Source organism: Paenibacillus sp. Y859 (genome assembly GCF_056786405.1).
This window is the reverse complement of the sequence record NZ_JBXCIZ010000005.1, coordinates 302667-321807: the sequence shown is the minus strand read 5'-3', so window position 1 is coordinate 321807 and position 19141 is coordinate 302667. Positions and strand designations below refer to the sequence as shown.

Sequence of the window (19141 nt, the reverse complement as noted above, 5' to 3'; positions counted from 1 at the left end):
ATAAAAGTAGCTCGTATTCATGAGAAGATTACCAATGCACGAAAAGATTACTTAGACAAGATTTCAACCGAAATTGTCAAAAACCACGACATGATTGGGATGGAAGATTTGTCGGTATCAAATATGCTTAAAAATCACAATCTAGCTAAAGCCATCAGCGACGTATCATGGTCACAATTCAAGAGTATGATTGAATACAAAGCGAAATGGTCGGGAAAACAAGTCGTTACCGTTGCTAGAAACTTTCCTTCGAGCCAGCTCTGCTCAAGTTGTGGCTACAAAAACATAGACGTTAAAAATCTCAGACTACGTGAATGGGACTGCCCAGAGTGCCATACCCATCATCAAAGAGATATTAACGCAGGAATCAATATTAAAAATGAAGCCATAAGACTTCTAACCGTTGGAATGACGGGGATCGCCTAATCAAAAACCAACCGTTAGGTTGGTGTTCTTAGGAATCTCCCACTTTAAACAGACCGTAAGGTCGGTTAAGTGGTGAGTAGTTCAAAACTTCACGCGTTGTAATCGTAGTGCATTTAATACAACGGATACCGAACTGAATGCCATCGCTGCACCTGCAACCCAAGGTGCAAGTAGCCCCATTGCGGCGATCGGAATACCAATAATATTATAGGCAAACGCCCAGAATAAATTTTGTTTGATATTGCGCATCGTTTTACGACTCATCATGATCGCATCGGCAATGCTGTTTAAGTCACCACGAATCAGTGTAATATCGGCAGCTTCCATCGCTACGTCAGTCCCAGTACCAATCGCCATCCCAATATTCGCTGTTGCAAGAGCTGGAGCGTCATTGATACCATCACCGACCATCGCCACTTTTTTACCCGTTGCTTGTAGTTTCTTCACTTCTTCCGCTTTGCCTTCAGGAAGGACTTCGGCAATAATGTGATCAACACCAACCTCAGTACCAATGGCTGTTGCTGTTCGTTGGTTATCACCTGTCATCATAATGACCGTAATCCCCATGTCTTTCAGGCGGCGAATAGCTTCCTTTGATGTTTCTTTAATTGTATCTGCAACGGCCACTAGACCTGCGTACTGCCCATCAATCGCAGCCAGCATCGCTGTTTTACCGTTTTCTTCGAGTTGTTCCATCTTTGATAACACATTTGAAACATCAATACCATATTGTTGCATTAATTTACGCGTCCCAATAACGACACTTTGACCAGATACCGTTGCTTGTATTCCGTAACCAGGAATCGCTTCGAACAATTGAACATTGCCTAGTTCAATTCCTTTATCTTGGATACCTTGAACAATAGCTTCTGCTAATGGATGTTCAGATTGTTTCTCTGCTGCACCGATAAGGGATAAGAAATGTTTCTCATCTTGCCCATCTGCTATAACCACATTGGTTAATACTGGTTTGCCATGTGTCACTGTACCTGTTTTATCAACAACAACGATATCAATACTTTGTGTCTGCTCTAAATGCTCGCCACCTTTGAACAAAACTCCAAATTCAGCTGCACGACCAGAGCCTGCCATAATCGACGTTGGAGTTGCAAGACCAAGCGCACATGGACATGCAATCACAAGTACGGCAATTAACACTTCTAACGCTGGTGTAAATTCACCTGGTTTGACCCATAGAAACCAAATGAAGAATGTGACAACCGCAATCCCTACAACGATAGGTACAAAAATACCTGAAATTTGATCCGCTAAACGCTGGATCGGTGCTTTCGAACCTTGCGCATCTTCTACAACCTTAATGATTTGTGCTAATGCTGTATCACGACCAACTTTAGTTGTTTTCATTTGTATGAAGCCGTTCTTGTTAATTGTTGAACCGTATAATATGTCACCTTGTTTCTTATCAACGGGAAGGCTTTCCCCTGTTAACATCGATTCATCTACCGCTGTATTTCCGCTTAACACTTCACCATCAACGGGAATCTTTTCACCCGGTTTCACTAAAACGGTGTCACCAATGATAACCTCTTCTAATGGAATTTCCTTTTCAACCCCGTCACGTATAACGATCGCCGTTTTTGCTTGTAAGCCCATTAATTTTTTAATCGCTTCTGATGAACGACCTTTTGCTTTTGCTTCAAATAGTTTACCTAGAATAATGAGCGTAATTAGTACCGCACTTGTTTCAAAATAAAGATGTGGCGCATGACTTGACCCCATCGTGATCAGCGCTTGGTATACACTGTAAAAGTATGCTGCGGATGTACCCATAACAACGAGTACGTCCATGTTGGCACTTCCATTTCGTAATGCTTTGTATGCACCGACGTAGAACTGTTTCCCGACAATGAATTGTACAGGTGTTGCGAGCGCCATTTGTAGCCATGGATTCATTAAGATATCCGGCAGATAAAGGAACGATGTAAATGAAAAATGTGCTACCATCGTCCAAAGTAATGGTAATGATAAAATGGCTGATATTATAAATTTACGCTTTTGTGTTTGGATTGCTTTTTCACGATGATCCACCGTTTCCTGCTCATCCACTTTTTGATGCGCACCAAAACCTAACTTTTCAACTTTCGCAATGATCTCTGCAATGGCTACTTCGGATGGATTGAATTTAATCGTTGCTTTTTCAAGTGCTAAGTTGACGTTTGCAGATGAGACTCCTTCGATTTTGTTTAACCCTTTTTCAATACGTATGGCACACGCTGCACACGTCATCCCTGTAATGTCTAGCTCTGTTTGTTGTTTCACAACACCATAACCAAGTGCCTCAATTTTCTTCTCGAAATCCGCTTCACTAAGTTTCGTCGGATCATATTTAATCGATGACTTCTCAAGCGCTAGATTGACATTGGCTTGTTCAACACCATCCATTTTATTCAGACCCTTCTCAATACGTATTGCACACGCTGCACACGTCATCCCTGTAATTTGTAGATTAGCTTCTTTAACTTCTACACTCATGTTACTAGCCACCTTCACAATACCCCCATGGGGTATATATTTTTGAAAATAATAGAGTGCTACTAGAGCACTCCGTTTATTTATGCTAAGTCATAACCTTGTTCTTCGATTGTTTCTTTAATTTGTTCTAGTGTCACTTGCGCTTCATCAAATGCTATATCTACTTGGGCTTCCGCTAAGTTTACCTTTACTTGTTCAACACCCGCTAATTTACCTACGTTTTCTTCTACGGATTTAACGCAATGTCCACAAGACATACCTTGTACGTTTAATGTTACATTCTGCATCATTATGATCTCCTTCAAATAAAGTATTCTTTCAATTTTCATCGTTCGTTCTGCTAACTTAAATTAATCATACCATACCCACCTAGGGTATGTAAACTAGAAGATTTACTCTTACAAAAAATATATGCGTCACGCTCTTATCCATTTTAATGAAACATGATTCTTAATGATCGTGATCATGTGCCGGTTCGTTTTTTATCGTACAAAGGATCGATTCGTCATGTTTATGTGCCGCTGTCTCCAGTTGGATCGTCACATGCGTAATCCCTTTATGTTCAAGTTCATGTTCTATCTTACGTAACAACTTTTCACTTTCGGCAATGGTAAGCCCATCATCAACAACAGCATGGCAAGAAAGGGCATTTAGTCCACTCGAAATCGTCCAAATATGTAAATCATGGATGCTTTGAATGCCTTTTGTTTGTTCAATGGTCTGTATCACATCGCTGACATCAACATTGGATGGCGTTCCTTCCATCAATACATGAATCGCTGCCTTCGTTACATAGTAACCACTTCTTAATACGAGAATCGCAACAATGACACTCGCAAGTGGATCTGCCCACCCCCAACCAAAGAACATGATTAGTAATGCAGCCGCAATGGCACCAACAGAGCCAAGCATATCACTTAGTACATGTAAGTATGCCCCACGCATATTTAAATTATCCTCAGTATCGCCACCACGCATCATAATCCACGCTACAACAATGTTGACCAATAATCCAATGACACTAACAATAAGCATCCCTGTGGTTGCAACTTCAGGTGGGTTCGCAAAGCGTTTAATCGCTTCATAAAAAATAAATAGTGCAATCACAATTAATGTAACTCCATTTAACACAGCTGCTAAAATCTCAAATCGTTTATAACCAAATGTCTTACTATGACTCGCTACTTTTTCTCCTAATATAAATGCAACTAAAGCGATGGCTAATGCGATCGAGTCACTTAGCATATGCCCAGCATCTGATAAGAGGGCAAGACTATTTATTAAAAAACCACCAATGACTTCAACGATCATATAACCTGTAATGATGATGAATGAGATCAATAATACCTTTTTATTGGCACCATGCGTGTGATCGTGGTCATGCCCATGATTGTGTCCCATATAAATTCTCCTTTATTAGAGGAAGTTCAAAAAGTCATCTTTTGATCACGAAGCATCTCAAGAGGTGTATTCGACATCGAAGATTGAATTCAGCCGGTCCTTCCGGTGCTCACGTAGGTACTGCCTACACTCCGCTCCTCACTCCCTATCTTCATCCAATCTTCTCGGTGCTGAAAAGTCGACTTTTTGAACTCTCACTTATATCTAATTATGCGTCGCATGTTCAATCGCTTGTACTAACAGATTCATAACGTGATCATCATCTCTCGAATAATATAACGTCGTACCTTCTCTTCTAAACTTAACGAGTCGTAAGTTTTTTAAGAAACGTAATTGATGTGATACGGTGGATTGACTTAAATTTAAAATTTCTGCGATATCATTAACGGAATGCTCATCTGAACATAATAAGTTTAATATACGTATTCTTGTTGGATCACTCAACGCTTTAAATGTTTGTGACACAACAAATAATGTTTCTTCGTCTAAATGCCCCTCTTTACTAACGTTCGTTTCACCTTTATTCATATCCTCGTTCATTGTAGGATTCACCTCCAGTAATAGATTGTTTGTTATATCGATATATGAACATGTGCTCATATATACATTAATTCATTTATCTACTCATTGTCAACTTACATTTGTAGAATTGAATCTTTTTACACACTTCGCATAGTGTAGGGGGGTACCCATTGGACTGGCCCAAAATAATTTAAACATGCCGTGCAACCCAATTTGGGTGGTACTATCGATATCAAAGCTTAGTAAGTAGCTGATTTTAATTAACAGTATCTTTTAAAAGAATCGGCTATCTCATCAGTCTGAGCGATTCCACTCTGGGATCAGCTCATCGCGCATTCCGGTCCAGTTATCCAGCTCCCTCAGGAATCCGTTCCGATTGATTTATTGTGGAGTATTTTTAAAGATGTGCAGGTTCATGCAGATAGGGATTTGCAAGTTATAACAGCAAAAGTTTTTCAATGGATTTTATCAATGGAAAAACACCTTAAGAAACCGATGATAATGCCAGTTATTTCGGAAAGGTGTTCCGTTCCTATTTTGGGGTCAGTCCTCTAGCTTACAGACAGCAGGATTTGGAGTTTCTGGCCAGGCATGTGTACTTCGAGAACTAATACAAGAAAAGGACTCCCCATCTACCAAGTGAACCTCAAGCGCAGGTTCCCGGAAATCCCCATTACCATAAGAGGGAAATCCGTTATACCTTCTATGTCACTAGAATACATATTTCCCATAACCAGCCCCCTTTCTCAATCATAGCGGATATGAAGTTCTAATATCAAACCGCATAAGAACATAGATTTTATCTGCAGAAAGTCGCCCGTGCTTCATTCTCCCATGACTAACGAAGTGCTTCAGTCAAGTAGGGGCTGCCCCAAATGTCAATGTTGACAATGGTACAGCCCCAGTATGTTATGGTTTATCCCGTTCGTATGCTAGTATGTTTCGTTCAGGATGATTTTTTCTTATTAGCTTCTAATGGTACCGTTTTCTTTCTCCCAATTAGATACAATAACAAAATAACAATCATAAAAGCTGACGAACAACTAAAAGTCATGCCGTACCCAATACTTTTTGCTAAGAAACCAAGTCCTACTGATCCAATGGCCAAACCAAAATCTATAAAAATAAGAAGCATAGAATTGGCTGTTGCTTTTTTCTCGGGTGGAACAAGAGTTAATGCCCAAGCTTGGATAATTGGATGGATCACCGCAAAAGCGATTCCGAATAACCCCCCTGAAACGAGAACCATCCACATACTAGTTGAGAAGCCTAATAAGATCAAACCTACTGCCCCTGAAATGGCGCCAGGAATAATAAGAACTCTGTGACCGAATCGATCGAAAATTTTACCAGAGAAAGCACGAATTAATATCATTGTAATTCCTTGTGCGATAAAAAACTGTGAAATTCTTCCGCCAACATTGATTTCTTTACCAAACGCCCCCATAAAGTTGACAGTTCCAGCAAGTGCCATGTAATTGAAAGCTACTAAAATACTTGGAAGAAGGATACGTTTATCGAACATGTACTTATAGAAAGGTTCCTTTTTTGTCGCCTGTGGACTTTCTCTTTCTTTTTTAACCGTATTTTTTGTGAAAAAACTGCACAGAAATGCAACAAACATAAGGCCCAGAGTTAACATCATCATCGACCGGAATGAATAATTTGCAAGATAAGAAATAGCGATTAGCGGCCCAAGTGTCGTCCCAACGCTTGTAGACATTGCGAAAAAAACAATGCCCTCACCTAACCGAGATTTAGGAACAATATTACTTGATATCGTAAAGACTAAACTCGTAAGCATACAAAATCCAACACCTTGCAGTGCTCTAATGAATATTAAAAATACGACGGAGTCGTTTACAAATGTAAGACCGATTGTGCCCAAAAAATAAAGGAGGGAAATAATGAGGAGCAATTTCATATTAACTTTTTGGATAATCACACTTGCAAAGAAGCGCGTAATTAGTGATGCTAACATTAAGGTCGTCGTCATGATTCCTGCAATCGCAGGATTATCACTAATGGTTGATACAAAAATTGGGAAACCCGCTGTAATCATATAAAAAGAAGAAAACATTACTAAAGACAATAATATAATAATTAAATATTGGCTTGTCCATAATTTAATTTTTTCTTTACCCATCGTATATAAGCCCCCTTAAAAACTTATCCTTCCCTTATTTTCAAAAAATATGTAGAGTTACTTTTAGTTGATTCGTTCATGTTATCGCTCCTTTATGGTCTATATATTTGTTATAATCCTTACGAGGTGGTGAAACTAATGAACGGTAAGACAGCAAACAACAAGCGCTTGGGTTCATAATAGTGCAACGCTTGTTGTTATTAAGATATGGTGTAGATACACTTAGGCTTCTACTCCTATTTTGTCTGCAGTATCCAGGTATTTATTAAGCAAATCTGCTCTTCAGGTTAAGTTTTGATTCTGACCGATAACCGCTGTTTGACTTTGATGATCCAACCTGTAACATATACACGCAATCACACATGCCGATATCGCTAGGATGGCAGCAGCTACAGGAAGGAAGGTTAATCCTCCATGTTGGATTACCACACCACCAATCGCAGATCCACCTGCGATTCCTAAGTTAGAGGCTACTGGATTCAACGTTGCAGCGAGGTCCTTCGCTTTTGGTGAGGACTGCTTGGCCAAATCAATCAAATAGAGCTGGGCGGGTGCACTCACAATACTTGACATTGTGGCTAGAACAATTAGTACGATCATTCCTAGAATTGAGATCGATGCGGTCATACTAAAGAGGATATAGACCGAAGCTTGTACAAGAAATACGAATCTAAGCTTACTTACCGCATTCCCAGTCGCAATCTTGCCTCCAATCCAGTTGCTGACAATCGTGGCAAGCCCATATACTAACAGGACACCGCTCACCGAGCTCTTAGGAATATTCATCACTTGCACCAGTATCGGTGTAATGTAAGTGTACACCACAAATACGGCTCCCACTGCCGTAACCGGAATGAGAAACGCAAGAATAATACGTCCATTCGTGAACAGTGCGATCTGATCCTTGAGTGAGCTGGGCACAGGCTTCTGTAGTTTGCGTGGAACATAGACATAATTTAGCACTATGGCAATTCCAGCTAATATTCCATTAAGAACAAATGCTGCAGGCCAAGTAAAAAACTGCCCTACAAAAGTGCCGATCGGCACACCTAATACATTCGCGACAGCGAAGCCGCTCAACATTGTAGCAATCGCTTTACCTCTCTTCTCCCGGTCAACCACTTCATTCGCTACCGTAATTGCTATAGAAAGAACAAAACCACATAGTACGGCAGTAACTATTCTAGTCACCAGTAGCATACTGTAAGTTCCAACAATAGCACTCCATAAATTCAGCAGCAGAATCAATACAAGCGATACAAGAATCATAATCCGCTTCGGAAATCGGCTGCACAAGGACATCATAATGGGTGTGCCAATTGCATAAGCGATCGCGAAGCCAGATATCAAGGCCCCAGCTGTCGCTAGCGTAACCCCGAAGCTCGCGGATATCTCCGGGAGTAAGCCAACAATAATATACTCCGTCGTACCCAGAATAAAAGCCATAAAAGTAAATGAGAAAATTAATGCGCTCTGATGTGTTGTCTTCATGGTGCTCTCCATCCTATTTATCTCTATTTTATATTGAACATACCTTACTCATATTACTCATTGCGACTATATTGAGCAATACTATTTATCGCACAATATTAATGATCTCCCTCACAATTGGCATAAAAAAGAAGCCTCCCACAAGTTCAATGAACTCATGAGAAGCTTCCTTTTGCATCATACCGCCCATATTAGACATACATGTTTTTTCTGGTTCTCGCTTATCAGTGATTACTTCACGGGCTACTTACATCTGAGCACCCGTCTGATAATTAAGTAGCTGTCTGAAGGTACCTTTACTCTCCTGCGATAGTTGCTGATATCCGCCTTGTTGAATAACCTGACCTTCCTCCATGACTATCACCTGATCCGCATTGCGAATCGTAGATAGTCGGTGAGCGATAACGATAATTGTCATGCTTCCTTTCAGATGTTCCAGCGCCTCTTGAATCAATCGTTCATTCTCACTGTCTAGCGCGCTTGTCGCTTCATCTAACACAAGAATGGCAGGACGTTTCAATATGGCTCTTGCTAACACAATCCGTTGCCGTTCTCCTCCAGACAATCGGATCCCCCGGTCACCGATTACCGTATCCAGTCCTTGAGGAAGTTTACGTACAAATTGTTCGGAGGCAGAGAATTTCAATGCTTCCCATAGCTCGTCATCATTAGCAGAAGGATTGACCAACTTCAGATTATCACGAATACTCTCATTGAAGAGAAACGGATCCTGTGCTACATATCCGATCGAACTGCGTAGAGACAGAAGCTGCTGATCATCTTTAAGTGACACACCGTCAATCATTACTTGCCCATTCTCCGGATGAATTAGCCCCATCAACATATCAATAAGCGTGCTCTTGCCTGCACCTGATTTACCAACGATTGCCGTCATGCGGTTAGCGGGTATATGTACATTAATATCACGCAAAGCATATACGAGTTCTTTGGAATCGTACCTGTAGTTCACATCCCTACATTCTATTCCGTATTTCATATTCAATCGAACAGGCTCACCAATGGATACAATATCTCCGAGTTCCTTCTCTGCCTCGTATTCTATTTGTAGCTTGCGCATCGCTTGAAATGCTGGCAAATTAGTTACAAGCTGCTCGGTGTTCGCTTGGATGCCAATAAACCTCGGCCACAGTCGTGAGAAGATGAGAATAACGATAATTAATTGTTCGGCTGGAGTATGAATAACCTCAAGTGCCAGATAGACGAAGCCGGCAACCAATACTACAGAGGATATTCGATAAATTAGCTGAGACAGGGAATTAACCTTTCCCAACTGGATAAAGTTATTTTCCATTCTTTCAGACAAATTTCTGAACCAGTGTATATGAGACTGCTCCAATCTATTGCTCTTAATATCCTTAATACCATTGAAATGATCGCTGATCCCTGCGAAATAATACTTAGACAGTTCTGTTGTATCTTCACCAATACGCTTCGACTTCTTAATAAATTTACGTGAATAAAGGGCCAATAGCCCGCCACTGACCAGTACGACCACCGTTAGTATCGGTGACAGCCACAAGGCAAGAGCGATCTGTATTATTGTGAAAATAACGGAAGAGATCATCTGTAAGAATAAAGAGGTGCCGAAATTCACACGCGCAAGTTCATTAGACATAATATGGTTGAAGTCTGACTTACGCTTGCGCAGGTAGAACTCCCATTTCGCTTGTATCAATCCTTGATACGTCTCGATCCGGAGTGTACGGATAAAGCTTTGCAGAATTCTAGAATTCAACAAAATCTGGCTTCGTTGGAGTAGTGCTTGCCCCCCCACAATGACAACATATATAGCCAGTACAATCGGTAAATTCAACTCAAATGACCATGACTCTATTAAAGATTTTAGTGATGAGACCAGCGGTATTCCATCCATATTCATATCAAATACGCCTATAGTACTGAGAAGTGGAACGATCAAATAGATACCAATGCCGTCCAGTAAACTTATGATCAACGTCATGAACATATTGAAATACAGTTTAAACCCTGCGACACGCTGCATTTTACGAACGAAATACAATAGATCTTTCATTATAAATAACTCCTTATGCGGTTTACCGCTTCATAGACACTAGAGCTTTAGAATGGTTGCTACTCCCAAATATCCCTACGACAGCATACCTCTCGTGTCCTTCTTTACCTGTCACAATGTAAGAGCCGCTACGCAGCCAAGCATGCGCAACCATCTGTCCCTGGTCATCTCGGCCACTTCCCAGATATAAGGTACTCGAGATTCCTCTTCGCTCTAGCATCTTCATCGCTGCTATGGCCTTGACCAAGCACTGACTCTCCCACCATGTTACACGACTCATCGCATGGACGGCCTTCGACACTCTACGTAACAGAAACAAGTCCTGCTCCGTACAAGTCGTATTTGGCGTTTCCTTCATACGCTCCCCTAAGGAAGGGACCACTTTGGAGAAAGGTAATAACTTCATCACCCTTCCCCACGCCAGGTAGAAATAAGCTTCTACGAACATCCACTTCACAACAAGAGGATAAGAACTAAATCTGCGTACTTTCTTATACCAACTCATTATTGCTTACTCACCTGCACGAGTCCTTCGGATGCAAGATGCTGCATGAATGTATATACTTGCTTCTCGCACACATCATGTTCGATCTCATACTCCATCACTAATTGCTCTACCATGCTTGCAATGGTAACAGGGGAAGCCAGAAGTTCCCAAATCCGGCCACCGATCTGCCCGAGATTATAATATTTGCCGTTCTCGATGCTCAGCATCACTTTCTCGCCATCCATATCGCTTACCATGAAACCCTCAGATTGTACGATAAGATCATCCGTTGTGATTAATTCAATGCTCATGAATAGTAACCTCCTCTATTAAGATAAGACACAGTTTATACGGATTGATGTTTCATTCGACGCAAGAACCAAAGAATAGGTCGAAGTGGGAAGTAGAGGAAATGAAGTGTTTTAGGCAATGGCAATAATAAAGCATCTTGTGAGCTGGGAGAAAGCTTGTTAACAAGATAAGTACATTTCTGTTTTCCCGACATTAACTTAAATAAGTAGCGATTATAATGCCAAGCCACACTTTTCTCTGGTACCGGATTTAATTTAACGATTCTTGTTATATAATAGAGGGCCATTTCTGCTAGTCGGTGTGATTTAGTGCTTATCGTCAATAATTCTAAATCATGAGGGATCTTCGTTGATAGCAGGTGCGATAATAGGATAAATGCCTGCCCTACGTATTGCTGTCCGCCATATTGATCGAAATGAAATTTCATATTTCCACTGTTTATTGTAGGTAGCAACCTTTCAATATCCATTAACCAACGTAATCGGAACCAGCCATGCCTGGCACCATGGTCAGTAAGATAGTGGAGCAGATCTTCATTGCCTAAATTGTGAAACGTTTGATTGGACAATGTCACATCATTCTTACGTTCCCATAGGTGATCGAACGAGAATGACTCACTGAAATGAGGATTCAACCGCCAGTGAATTTCAACTTGTGCAAAATGCTTACTATGCTCGAAGGATAGGTGATGTGATTTCTTCTTCCAATTGTCCAATATATGCTCATCCTTTGACTCGTAACCAAGCTGTGCCAGTATTTCCTCAGCCTTCTCCACATCTTCTGCGGGAACTAGAATATCTAGATCTTTGGATGTCCTGTGCGCCAAATCTCCATAGAGCTGTATTGCAAGAATAGGACCCTTTAGTAAAAGAGTACGTATTCCACTCTTGGCGAATGCTTTGCAAATATGATTCATTTCCCTGCTAAGATGTAGCATCTTCATTGTGTTGTTATGATATTGCTGTTGAAGTGCTTCCATAACGATAGTAGGAATAATGAGGGGGTCAAGTCCTTTCAACTTCAAATATACAAGAGGATATACCCGATGATGCATAACGAGCTTCACAAATAGCTTCCAGTCTACATCCACTGTATATTCCTTAATGCTAGTCTCATCGAGCATATCTTCACGTAAAATAAAGAGTAAAAAAGATAATTCTTTGGATACTTCACTCAGGTCCAATTTAATTGCATCTAATATCAATGTTCTTACCTCACGATCGCTTCGATATTATCAACATATATGACTTATTCATGAAATCCTCTTTCAGACCGAAACAATATCAATTATTTCCTCCCAATTCATGGCCAATCTCACGATGTCATTTTCAATCAATTCACTGCCTGTCTGCACCTCGATGATTTCGATATCGGTCATAGCTCGTAAGCTATGCTTCTCTTCAGGTGAAATAACGATCACATCCCCCATTCCGATCATACGCACTTTGCCATCCAATATCATTTCGCCTTGTCCGGATACCACCGTCCATACTTCCCGACGTAATAGATGGTATTGATAGCTCAAACTCTTCCCTTGAAGAATACATATACGTTTGGTCAACACTTCATTGCCATTCGGATATTTAATGTAGTCCAACACTCGATAACGTCCCCAACGGCGTTCTTCATACATTGGTCGCTGATCCCCAAATTGCATAACATCCTTAATTCGAATACTGGCGTTCTTGTCAGATACAAGAATCCCATCTGGGCTAGCCGCAACGATTAAATTCGGAGCACCAATGACTGTTATAGGAATATCCAATTCATTAATAACATGCGTATTCAAGCAATCGTCGGACAATGTACCTCTTCCAATGATGGACGTGTGTATTTCCTCTGTTAACACATCCCAAGTCCCCAAGTCTTTCCACATTCCTTTATATGGCATAACAATAATATTCTTTGCTTTTTCCACCACGGCATAATCGAAACTTATCTTTTCCATTCGGTTGTACTGATGAAGCAATTCGTCGTATTGAATGGGAAGTGACTGCTCTATGAGATGATTAATGACATATTCGAGGCGAAAAGCAAACACGCCGCAATTCCACAGGGCAGACTGCTCCATCAATTGAAGAGCAACTTGTTCTTCAGGCTTCTCAACGAAATGGCTAACTTCGTAAAATTCCATCCCATTGTCTACATTCGATGTTGATTGGGGAACGATGTAGCCAAATTTCGAGGAGGGGTTATCCGGTGAGACACCTATTAATCCCAGATCAGCTTTAGTTTCCAGCATTAGAGCTTCTAACTCCTTCACTTTCTCGAAGAAATGATCCTCTACATACGGATCAACTGGAAGTACGATGACAATATCATTTAGACTCACACCTTTAACGGAATACAGGTACCCTGCCGCCAGTGCAATAGCAGGAAACGTATCTCTTCGTTCAGGCTCGACGACCATTTCCACTTCAAGTCCAAGCTGATTCTGAAGTTGCTCTACCTGTGATCTCCCGGTTGCCACTACCGAGGACTCTTGTAAATTCATCTTGCCAAGCTGGCCCCATACTCTCTGAACCATCGACTCCCTCTGCCCAGTTACGCTATCCAATATTTTCAAAAACTGCTTGGAACGTGTCTCATTCGATAAAGGCCATAATCGGTTTCCGCTTCCTCCTGACAATAGAACGATATGCATGTTAATAGCTCCCTTCCGCTTCCGTAATCTTGGAATTGATCTCTCTTGTTCCCAACAGACCATCAATGCTGGACTGAAGCCGTTCTATAAATATTTGCTCACTGAATTGCTCAGCATGCTGCCGAATATGTTCTGGATTCCACTGATATTGATCGAACTGATCGATCGTTGCCATTAACGAGCTTACCGATTGCTCCTCGAAGAATAATCCTGTCTGTTCATCTACAACCGTGTCTAGGGCTCCACCCTCACAGTAAGCAATGATCGGCCTGCCACATGCATTAACTTCAAGTGGTGTTATACCGAAATCTTCAATCCCAGGAAAGATCAGCGCTTTGCAATGTTGCATGTATTGGACGACCTCTTCATCACTACTTCTCCCAAGAAAAATAACGGAATCGCCTGCTAGCTGTTCAAGTCTCTGCCGATCTGGACCATCGCCAACTACGAGTAAAAGCTGACCCAGTCGGGTGCAAGCCTCCACGGCCAAATCAATTCTTTTGTACGATACCAACCTGGAGACAACTAGAAAGTAATCTTCCGACTTCCCTTTACTGATGCTAAACCGGCTAATCTCAACCGGTGGGAAAATAAGCTGAGCATTCATTCCATAACATTCTCTGATTCGCTCTTTCACAATGGTAGAATTCGCAACCAATCGATCAACCCGCTTGGAGTTGTGCTTATCCCATATCTGAAGAGGTTTAATCAACCATTTCGCAAGTCTTTTCACGGTATTAGGCACTTGAACGCTTTCCATATACGCTTCATAGTTCCATGCGAAGCGCATAGGTGTATGACAGTAACAGATATGGATGCTCTCTCTGTCTTTGTGTACCCCTTTCGCATACGCACTACTGGAGCTGAGAATAAGGTCGTATCCCTTCAAGTTCATTGAACTTACCGCGAATGGGTATAACCAGAAGAACATTTTGAATTTCCCTAATATTCCTGGAATTCGCTGCATCCAAGACGTCCTGATGTCAGCATCTCTTAATTCGGGAAACAGTTTATTTCGATCTACAATTGTTGTATAAATAGGTGCTTCAGGGTACATTTTGTGGAATACAGCCACTACCCGTTCCGCTCCTCCCATTTGATTGAGATAATCATGCACAATGGCTACTTTCAGATCTCGCATTACATCATCTCCCTAGCACGCTGATGTTCCGGCAATTCGATGCCCGGTCTCGCCAATAACTGCTGATAAATCAGTTCAATCTTTTGAGTAGTCTGTACGATAGAGAACCTCTCTCGGACCTGCTCAAGTCCATTGTGACTAAGCGTATACCATACGATCTCATCATCGAGCACCTGCCGGATACAATGTGTAAGTTCATCGACATTCCCGATCTCATACATCAATCCATTCACACCATGTTGGATGATCTCAGGTACGCCACCTCCTCGCGTCCCTACGACAGGCGTCCCTTGTGACATAGCTTCAATAATGACCCTTCCGAAGGGTTCATGGTCTGAACATAATAAAAGGAGATCTGCTGAACAGCAGATCTCCAATACATCTTCTCTGAATCCTGTAAATAACACTTTATCTTCAAGGTGTAGCGATTTAACCTTCTCTTTCAGTTTGTCGAGATATTGTTCATTCTCTTGCCTAAACTTGGCTTCTCCGACAATCCATAGAACTGTGTTCCGTTCCTCACGAACAAGTCTGGCGAATGCTTCTATGGCATCTTCTTGTCTCTTCCACGGAGCAATCTGACCTATAATCGCCAACACTCGTGCTTCCTGCGGTGTTCTTAATTCTAAACGGATTCTTTTTCTTAACCCTTGTCTTACCTCGGTATTAAAACTCCTTAGTTCCACACCGTTATGCACAAGATGACACCGTCCTTCTACAGAAGGATGATCTATCCCTTGAATGACAGATTCGGAAATACCGATGAGTGCCTGAGCGCTACTCCCTGCGAACTTTCGGATAAGCTTGCCAATGTAGCCCTGCGGAGGCATGTCTCGCAAATGCCATACAACTGGCAGTCGGTGGTACCATCTGAATAAGCCTGCCATAATGCCCGCTCTTATTGAATTGGCATGTATGAGATCCACCTGACTTTTTCTCATAAGAAGCGCTAGTCTCCATCCTGCCCACAACATTCCCATAACATAGAGAACAAGAAGGAGCGGATTTCTAGTTATTCTCGCTCGGAAACTGGGCAAAGCAACGACTTCTAGTCCTTGGCTGCGCGCTCTCTGTAGCAACTCTCCCTCTGGTGCAAACAATATCGGATGGGCATTTTCTAAATGTTTGGCAGTCAACAGCAGACTAATCTCCGCTCCGCTGATTGTGCTCGTATGGTTATAAAAGGCGATTCTCATCTTTTGAATTCCTTCCTTTTTCCAATTTCTTCTGTGAATACATCGGTCACAGCTTCCGCCACTCTCCCCCATGTATAGCGATTCAGCACATGCTCTCTGCACGCTTCCCGGGAAGGTAGGAAAGAATCCTTATTCAGGACATCAATAATCTTCTTACTAATAGATTCAGATGTTCCGTCTTTAAACATTAAATCGTCAGATATTTGATGTAAAATCTCTCTCGTTCCCCCATAAGGAGTTCCCAACACTGGTGTTCCACAGGCAAGAGATTCTATAGTAATAAGTCCGAATCCCTCTAATGTGAGGGTTGGAACTAAGCTGACATCCGCTGCTTGGTAATACTGCACGAGTTCCTCATTCGAAATTCTACCAAGCAATTTCACATTGGAAGAAAGTCCGAGTTGAACGATGAGTTCTTCATATTCCGTCCGCATCGGTCCATCTCCCCCTATGAACAGTTGGACGTTTGGCTGAACACGAACTACTTCGACCATGGCATGTATCAAACGGTCAATTCCCATTCTTCGAACTAACCTTCTAATACAGAACAGCAAAGGTTGATTTGAGGAAATACCTAGTTGTGTCCTTAGTTCCTCACGATTATGATGAGGTCGGAAGCGATTATGATCAACCGCACCGGGTATAATGTTTATCTTTCTCTCATCTACTCCGTACGTTTCAGTCAATACGTCTCGAAAGTACTCACTTAGGACAATGAAGCTATCCGAACGGCGGTAAGTCAATTGTTCTACTTGCTTCTTGATCCAGAACTTCGTTTCTTTGATTGCGCCTGCATTCGTCTTTTCTTCTACTCTAGATTCCATTGCCCATGGTCCATGGAAATGAGTAACAATCGGGATATGGGCGGGGATATGACCTCTTGTAACCATTGTTGTATAGAAGGCAAAATGAGGATTAAATACGTCTGGATGAAAGCTGCTTATAGCTTGTTTAGCATGCTGTTGTACTGATCTCATCCGAGGTATGAAATGGTTAACCTCTACTTCATTTGTTGCATTCTGAATATTCCTGTCCGAAGGGAGATCAGCTCCTTTAGGAGCCACAATTAACCCAAGTTCAGAGTGTCCGTGTTCTTTCATCGCTTTTGTGTAATCGGCAAAGTATCGGTTTAATCCGCCATGCTGGATATCTATCCATCCCATTCCGGTCGAAAGTACTTTCATAATTATCTCTCTTTTCTTTAGTAAGAATTAACTGATACGTAAATCCTCGTGATAGCTACTAATAATTTATCTAGGGCTTTAGGTGGTATTAATATATCCGTCTACACCGGTTATGTTATGACACACCCCGCTTACCTAACTTCGACTACTACTAACAATTGGATCTTTATGTAAGTGGTGTAGACACACCCTTTTGAACTTCATATTCACATGTTTTTTTATCATTGAAACCCTCTCAAATGTCTTGAGAGAAGCAATCATGACTTCATATATGTGTAGTTATTCCCTTGTTTAATTGACTATTTTCCACTAATCAAAAAAAAGCCTGCATCATTTGCCGGCTTTCTCATCTGATCGATTATAAAATGTTTATTAATGCTCTTTTGCAGTAGTTCTAAATACTTTCCAGCCTATTCAACCCATCATCTTGTTTCTTATTGGATTGTTCTCATTGTCTATAAGTACAATTTTCTTATAAGTGTAAAGATATTTTAAATCCTTTATGAATTTGTAATTTCCTTTCAACCACGCACGAAAAAATCTAATTATTTCACCGAAATCATTTCTATACTTCTTCAATCCAGCTATAAATCCTAGAAATTGATAACTTAAAGCTCTCATGATATTAAAGTTTGCAACAATAGCATCAAACATATTCACATAAATATGGGATTCTTGATGTTCCGCTCCGTAACTTGTATGTTGGTGGTCATGGAATGCCCTCGCATTTGGTTCGTATAACATCTGTATTTTTTTACTCCGCCATAATGCCCCCATGAACCTATCATCCGATGTGCGTACTCTTTCATTCCAAGGTAGGGTATCCGCTAATATTTTCGGATAAATAAAGAAAGCACCTATAATAAAACTCGGTCCTTCATCAGGATTTGCCTTACGTGCATAACCAATTGGTCTCATTACAACTGGTGTGCTCCATTCATTGTCCCAGGCAACACTTCCCGCAACCACTCTCCAACCACTCTCAGAAATATACTTGCTATAAAGTTCGAGAATAGACTCTGGTTCAACATAAATATCGTCATCAACATTAATGATTAAATCTCCTGTTGCAACTTTAGCACAAAAATTTCTAGCTGCCGCAACGTTCTTTCCAGAATGTCTAAACACTTGAACAAAACTAAAAGAATTACACACATTGACAACACTTTGGTAAATCTCATCTTCCATGCTTGAATCACATACAAATACAGTAAACATGATATGTTCTCTCGCAATCTCCAATGCTTGAAGACATTTTAGTAACTTATCAGGTCGGTTCCTTGTCGGAATAACAACTGAAATTTCCATTTCCATTTTCCTTTCTAGTAAATAATTTATTTATTCATTATTATCTCATTTAATAGTTCGTATCTTTATGAATCGAGATAGATCATTTTTAGAAATGCTTTATGCGGAGAGTGAATCATATAATTATCTATATTAGTATTCCAGTCATCATATGTAGATGGACTATATTGCTTAAATAATTAGATCCGGTTTCTTGTCTGATCATGTTAATAATGTTCGTCCTTAGCAGTCTCATATCCCTCGAATGCAACCGACACATAATGACCCAATCTTGCCTGCTCAAATGCTAAATTAATCATGATGTTACAGGACTATTTGACATGATTGGGTCTATCAA

Annotated in this window: 16 protein-coding genes; 1 reads left to right on the top strand and 15 read right to left on the bottom strand. The window is 41.0% G+C overall.

Going from position 1 to position 19141, the window contains the following annotated elements; translation table 11 throughout:
• A partial coding sequence (locus AC1TO8_RS14095) for an RNA-guided endonuclease TnpB family protein (protein WP_482056249.1) occupies window positions 1-426 on the top strand: 426 nt, incomplete at its 5' end.
• Window positions 427-507: 81 nt separating this feature from the next.
• On the opposite strand, the gene AC1TO8_RS14090 is transcribed toward AC1TO8_RS14095, so the two are convergent.
• The 15 genes from AC1TO8_RS14090 to AC1TO8_RS14020 all read right to left on the bottom strand — a co-directional run bounded on the left by AC1TO8_RS14090 (window position 508) and on the right by AC1TO8_RS14020 (window position 18804).
• Window positions 508-2919, bottom strand: coding sequence for a heavy metal translocating P-type ATPase (locus AC1TO8_RS14090; RefSeq protein ID WP_482056248.1), 2412 nt, complete (start codon window positions 2917-2919; stop codon window positions 508-510).
• An 80-nt stretch (window positions 2920-2999) separates the two neighbouring features.
• Window positions 3000-3206, bottom strand: a complete 207-nt coding sequence (gene copZ, locus AC1TO8_RS14085; protein WP_482056266.1) for a copper chaperone CopZ — start codon at window positions 3204-3206, stop codon at window positions 3000-3002.
• Window positions 3207-3369: 163 nt separating this feature from the next.
• Window positions 3370-4320 (bottom strand): cation diffusion facilitator family transporter, encoded by a 951-nt coding sequence (locus tag AC1TO8_RS14080; RefSeq protein WP_482056247.1) that lies wholly within the window; start codon window positions 4318-4320, stop codon window positions 3370-3372.
• A 204-nt stretch (window positions 4321-4524) separates the two neighbouring features.
• Window positions 4525-4860, bottom strand: a complete 336-nt coding sequence (locus tag AC1TO8_RS14075; RefSeq protein ID WP_482056246.1) for an ArsR/SmtB family transcription factor — start codon at window positions 4858-4860, stop codon at window positions 4525-4527.
• Window positions 4861-5788: 928 nt separating this feature from the next.
• The gene (locus AC1TO8_RS14070) at window positions 5789-6988 is read right to left on the bottom strand and encodes an MFS transporter (protein ID WP_482056245.1); all 1200 of its coding nucleotides are present in this window, start codon (window positions 6986-6988) and stop codon (window positions 5789-5791) included.
• 282 nt (window positions 6989-7270) lie between these two features.
• A complete protein-coding gene (locus tag AC1TO8_RS14065) occupies window positions 7271-8479 on the bottom strand; it encodes an MFS transporter (protein ID WP_482056244.1) in 1209 nt (402 codons plus the stop codon).
• A gap of 247 nt (window positions 8480-8726) precedes the next feature.
• Window positions 8727-10532: an ABC transporter ATP-binding protein gene (locus tag AC1TO8_RS14060; RefSeq protein WP_482056243.1), complete on the bottom strand. Its 1806-nt coding sequence runs from the start codon at window positions 10530-10532 to the stop codon at window positions 8727-8729.
• Window positions 10533-10554: 22 nt separating this feature from the next.
• The gene (locus tag AC1TO8_RS14055; RefSeq protein WP_482056242.1) at window positions 10555-11037 is read right to left on the bottom strand and encodes a lasso peptide biosynthesis B2 protein; all 483 of its coding nucleotides are present in this window, start codon (window positions 11035-11037) and stop codon (window positions 10555-10557) included.
• Entirely contained in the window at window positions 11037-11330 is a 294-nt protein-coding gene (locus AC1TO8_RS14050) for a lasso peptide biosynthesis PqqD family chaperone (protein WP_482056241.1), read from the bottom strand. The genes AC1TO8_RS14055 and AC1TO8_RS14050 overlap by 1 nt, the downstream gene beginning before the upstream one ends.
• A gap of 35 nt (window positions 11331-11365) precedes the next feature.
• Window positions 11366-12535: a nucleotidyltransferase domain-containing protein gene (locus tag AC1TO8_RS14045; RefSeq protein ID WP_482056240.1), complete on the bottom strand. Its 1170-nt coding sequence runs from the start codon at window positions 12533-12535 to the stop codon at window positions 11366-11368.
• 63 nt (window positions 12536-12598) lie between these two features.
• A complete protein-coding gene (locus tag AC1TO8_RS14040; RefSeq protein WP_482056239.1) occupies window positions 12599-13975 on the bottom strand; it encodes a sugar phosphate nucleotidyltransferase in 1377 nt (458 codons plus the stop codon).
• A gap of 1 nt (window position 13976) precedes the next feature.
• Window positions 13977-15116: a glycosyltransferase gene (locus tag AC1TO8_RS14035; RefSeq protein ID WP_482056238.1), complete on the bottom strand. Its 1140-nt coding sequence runs from the start codon at window positions 15114-15116 to the stop codon at window positions 13977-13979.
• Window positions 15116-16312: a glycosyltransferase family 4 protein gene (locus tag AC1TO8_RS14030; RefSeq protein WP_482056237.1), complete on the bottom strand. Its 1197-nt coding sequence runs from the start codon at window positions 16310-16312 to the stop codon at window positions 15116-15118. The genes AC1TO8_RS14035 and AC1TO8_RS14030 overlap by 1 nt, the downstream gene beginning before the upstream one ends.
• On the bottom strand, window positions 16309-17496 hold the full coding sequence (locus tag AC1TO8_RS14025) for a glycosyltransferase family 4 protein (RefSeq protein WP_482056236.1): 1188 nt from the start codon (window positions 17494-17496) through the stop codon (window positions 16309-16311). Before AC1TO8_RS14025 ends, AC1TO8_RS14030 begins: the two co-directional genes overlap by 4 nt.
• 414 nt (window positions 17497-17910) lie before the next feature.
• Window positions 17911-18804, bottom strand: a complete 894-nt coding sequence (locus AC1TO8_RS14020; protein ID WP_482056265.1) for a glycosyltransferase family 2 protein — start codon at window positions 18802-18804, stop codon at window positions 17911-17913.
• Between the last annotated feature and the right edge of the window lie 337 nt (window positions 18805-19141).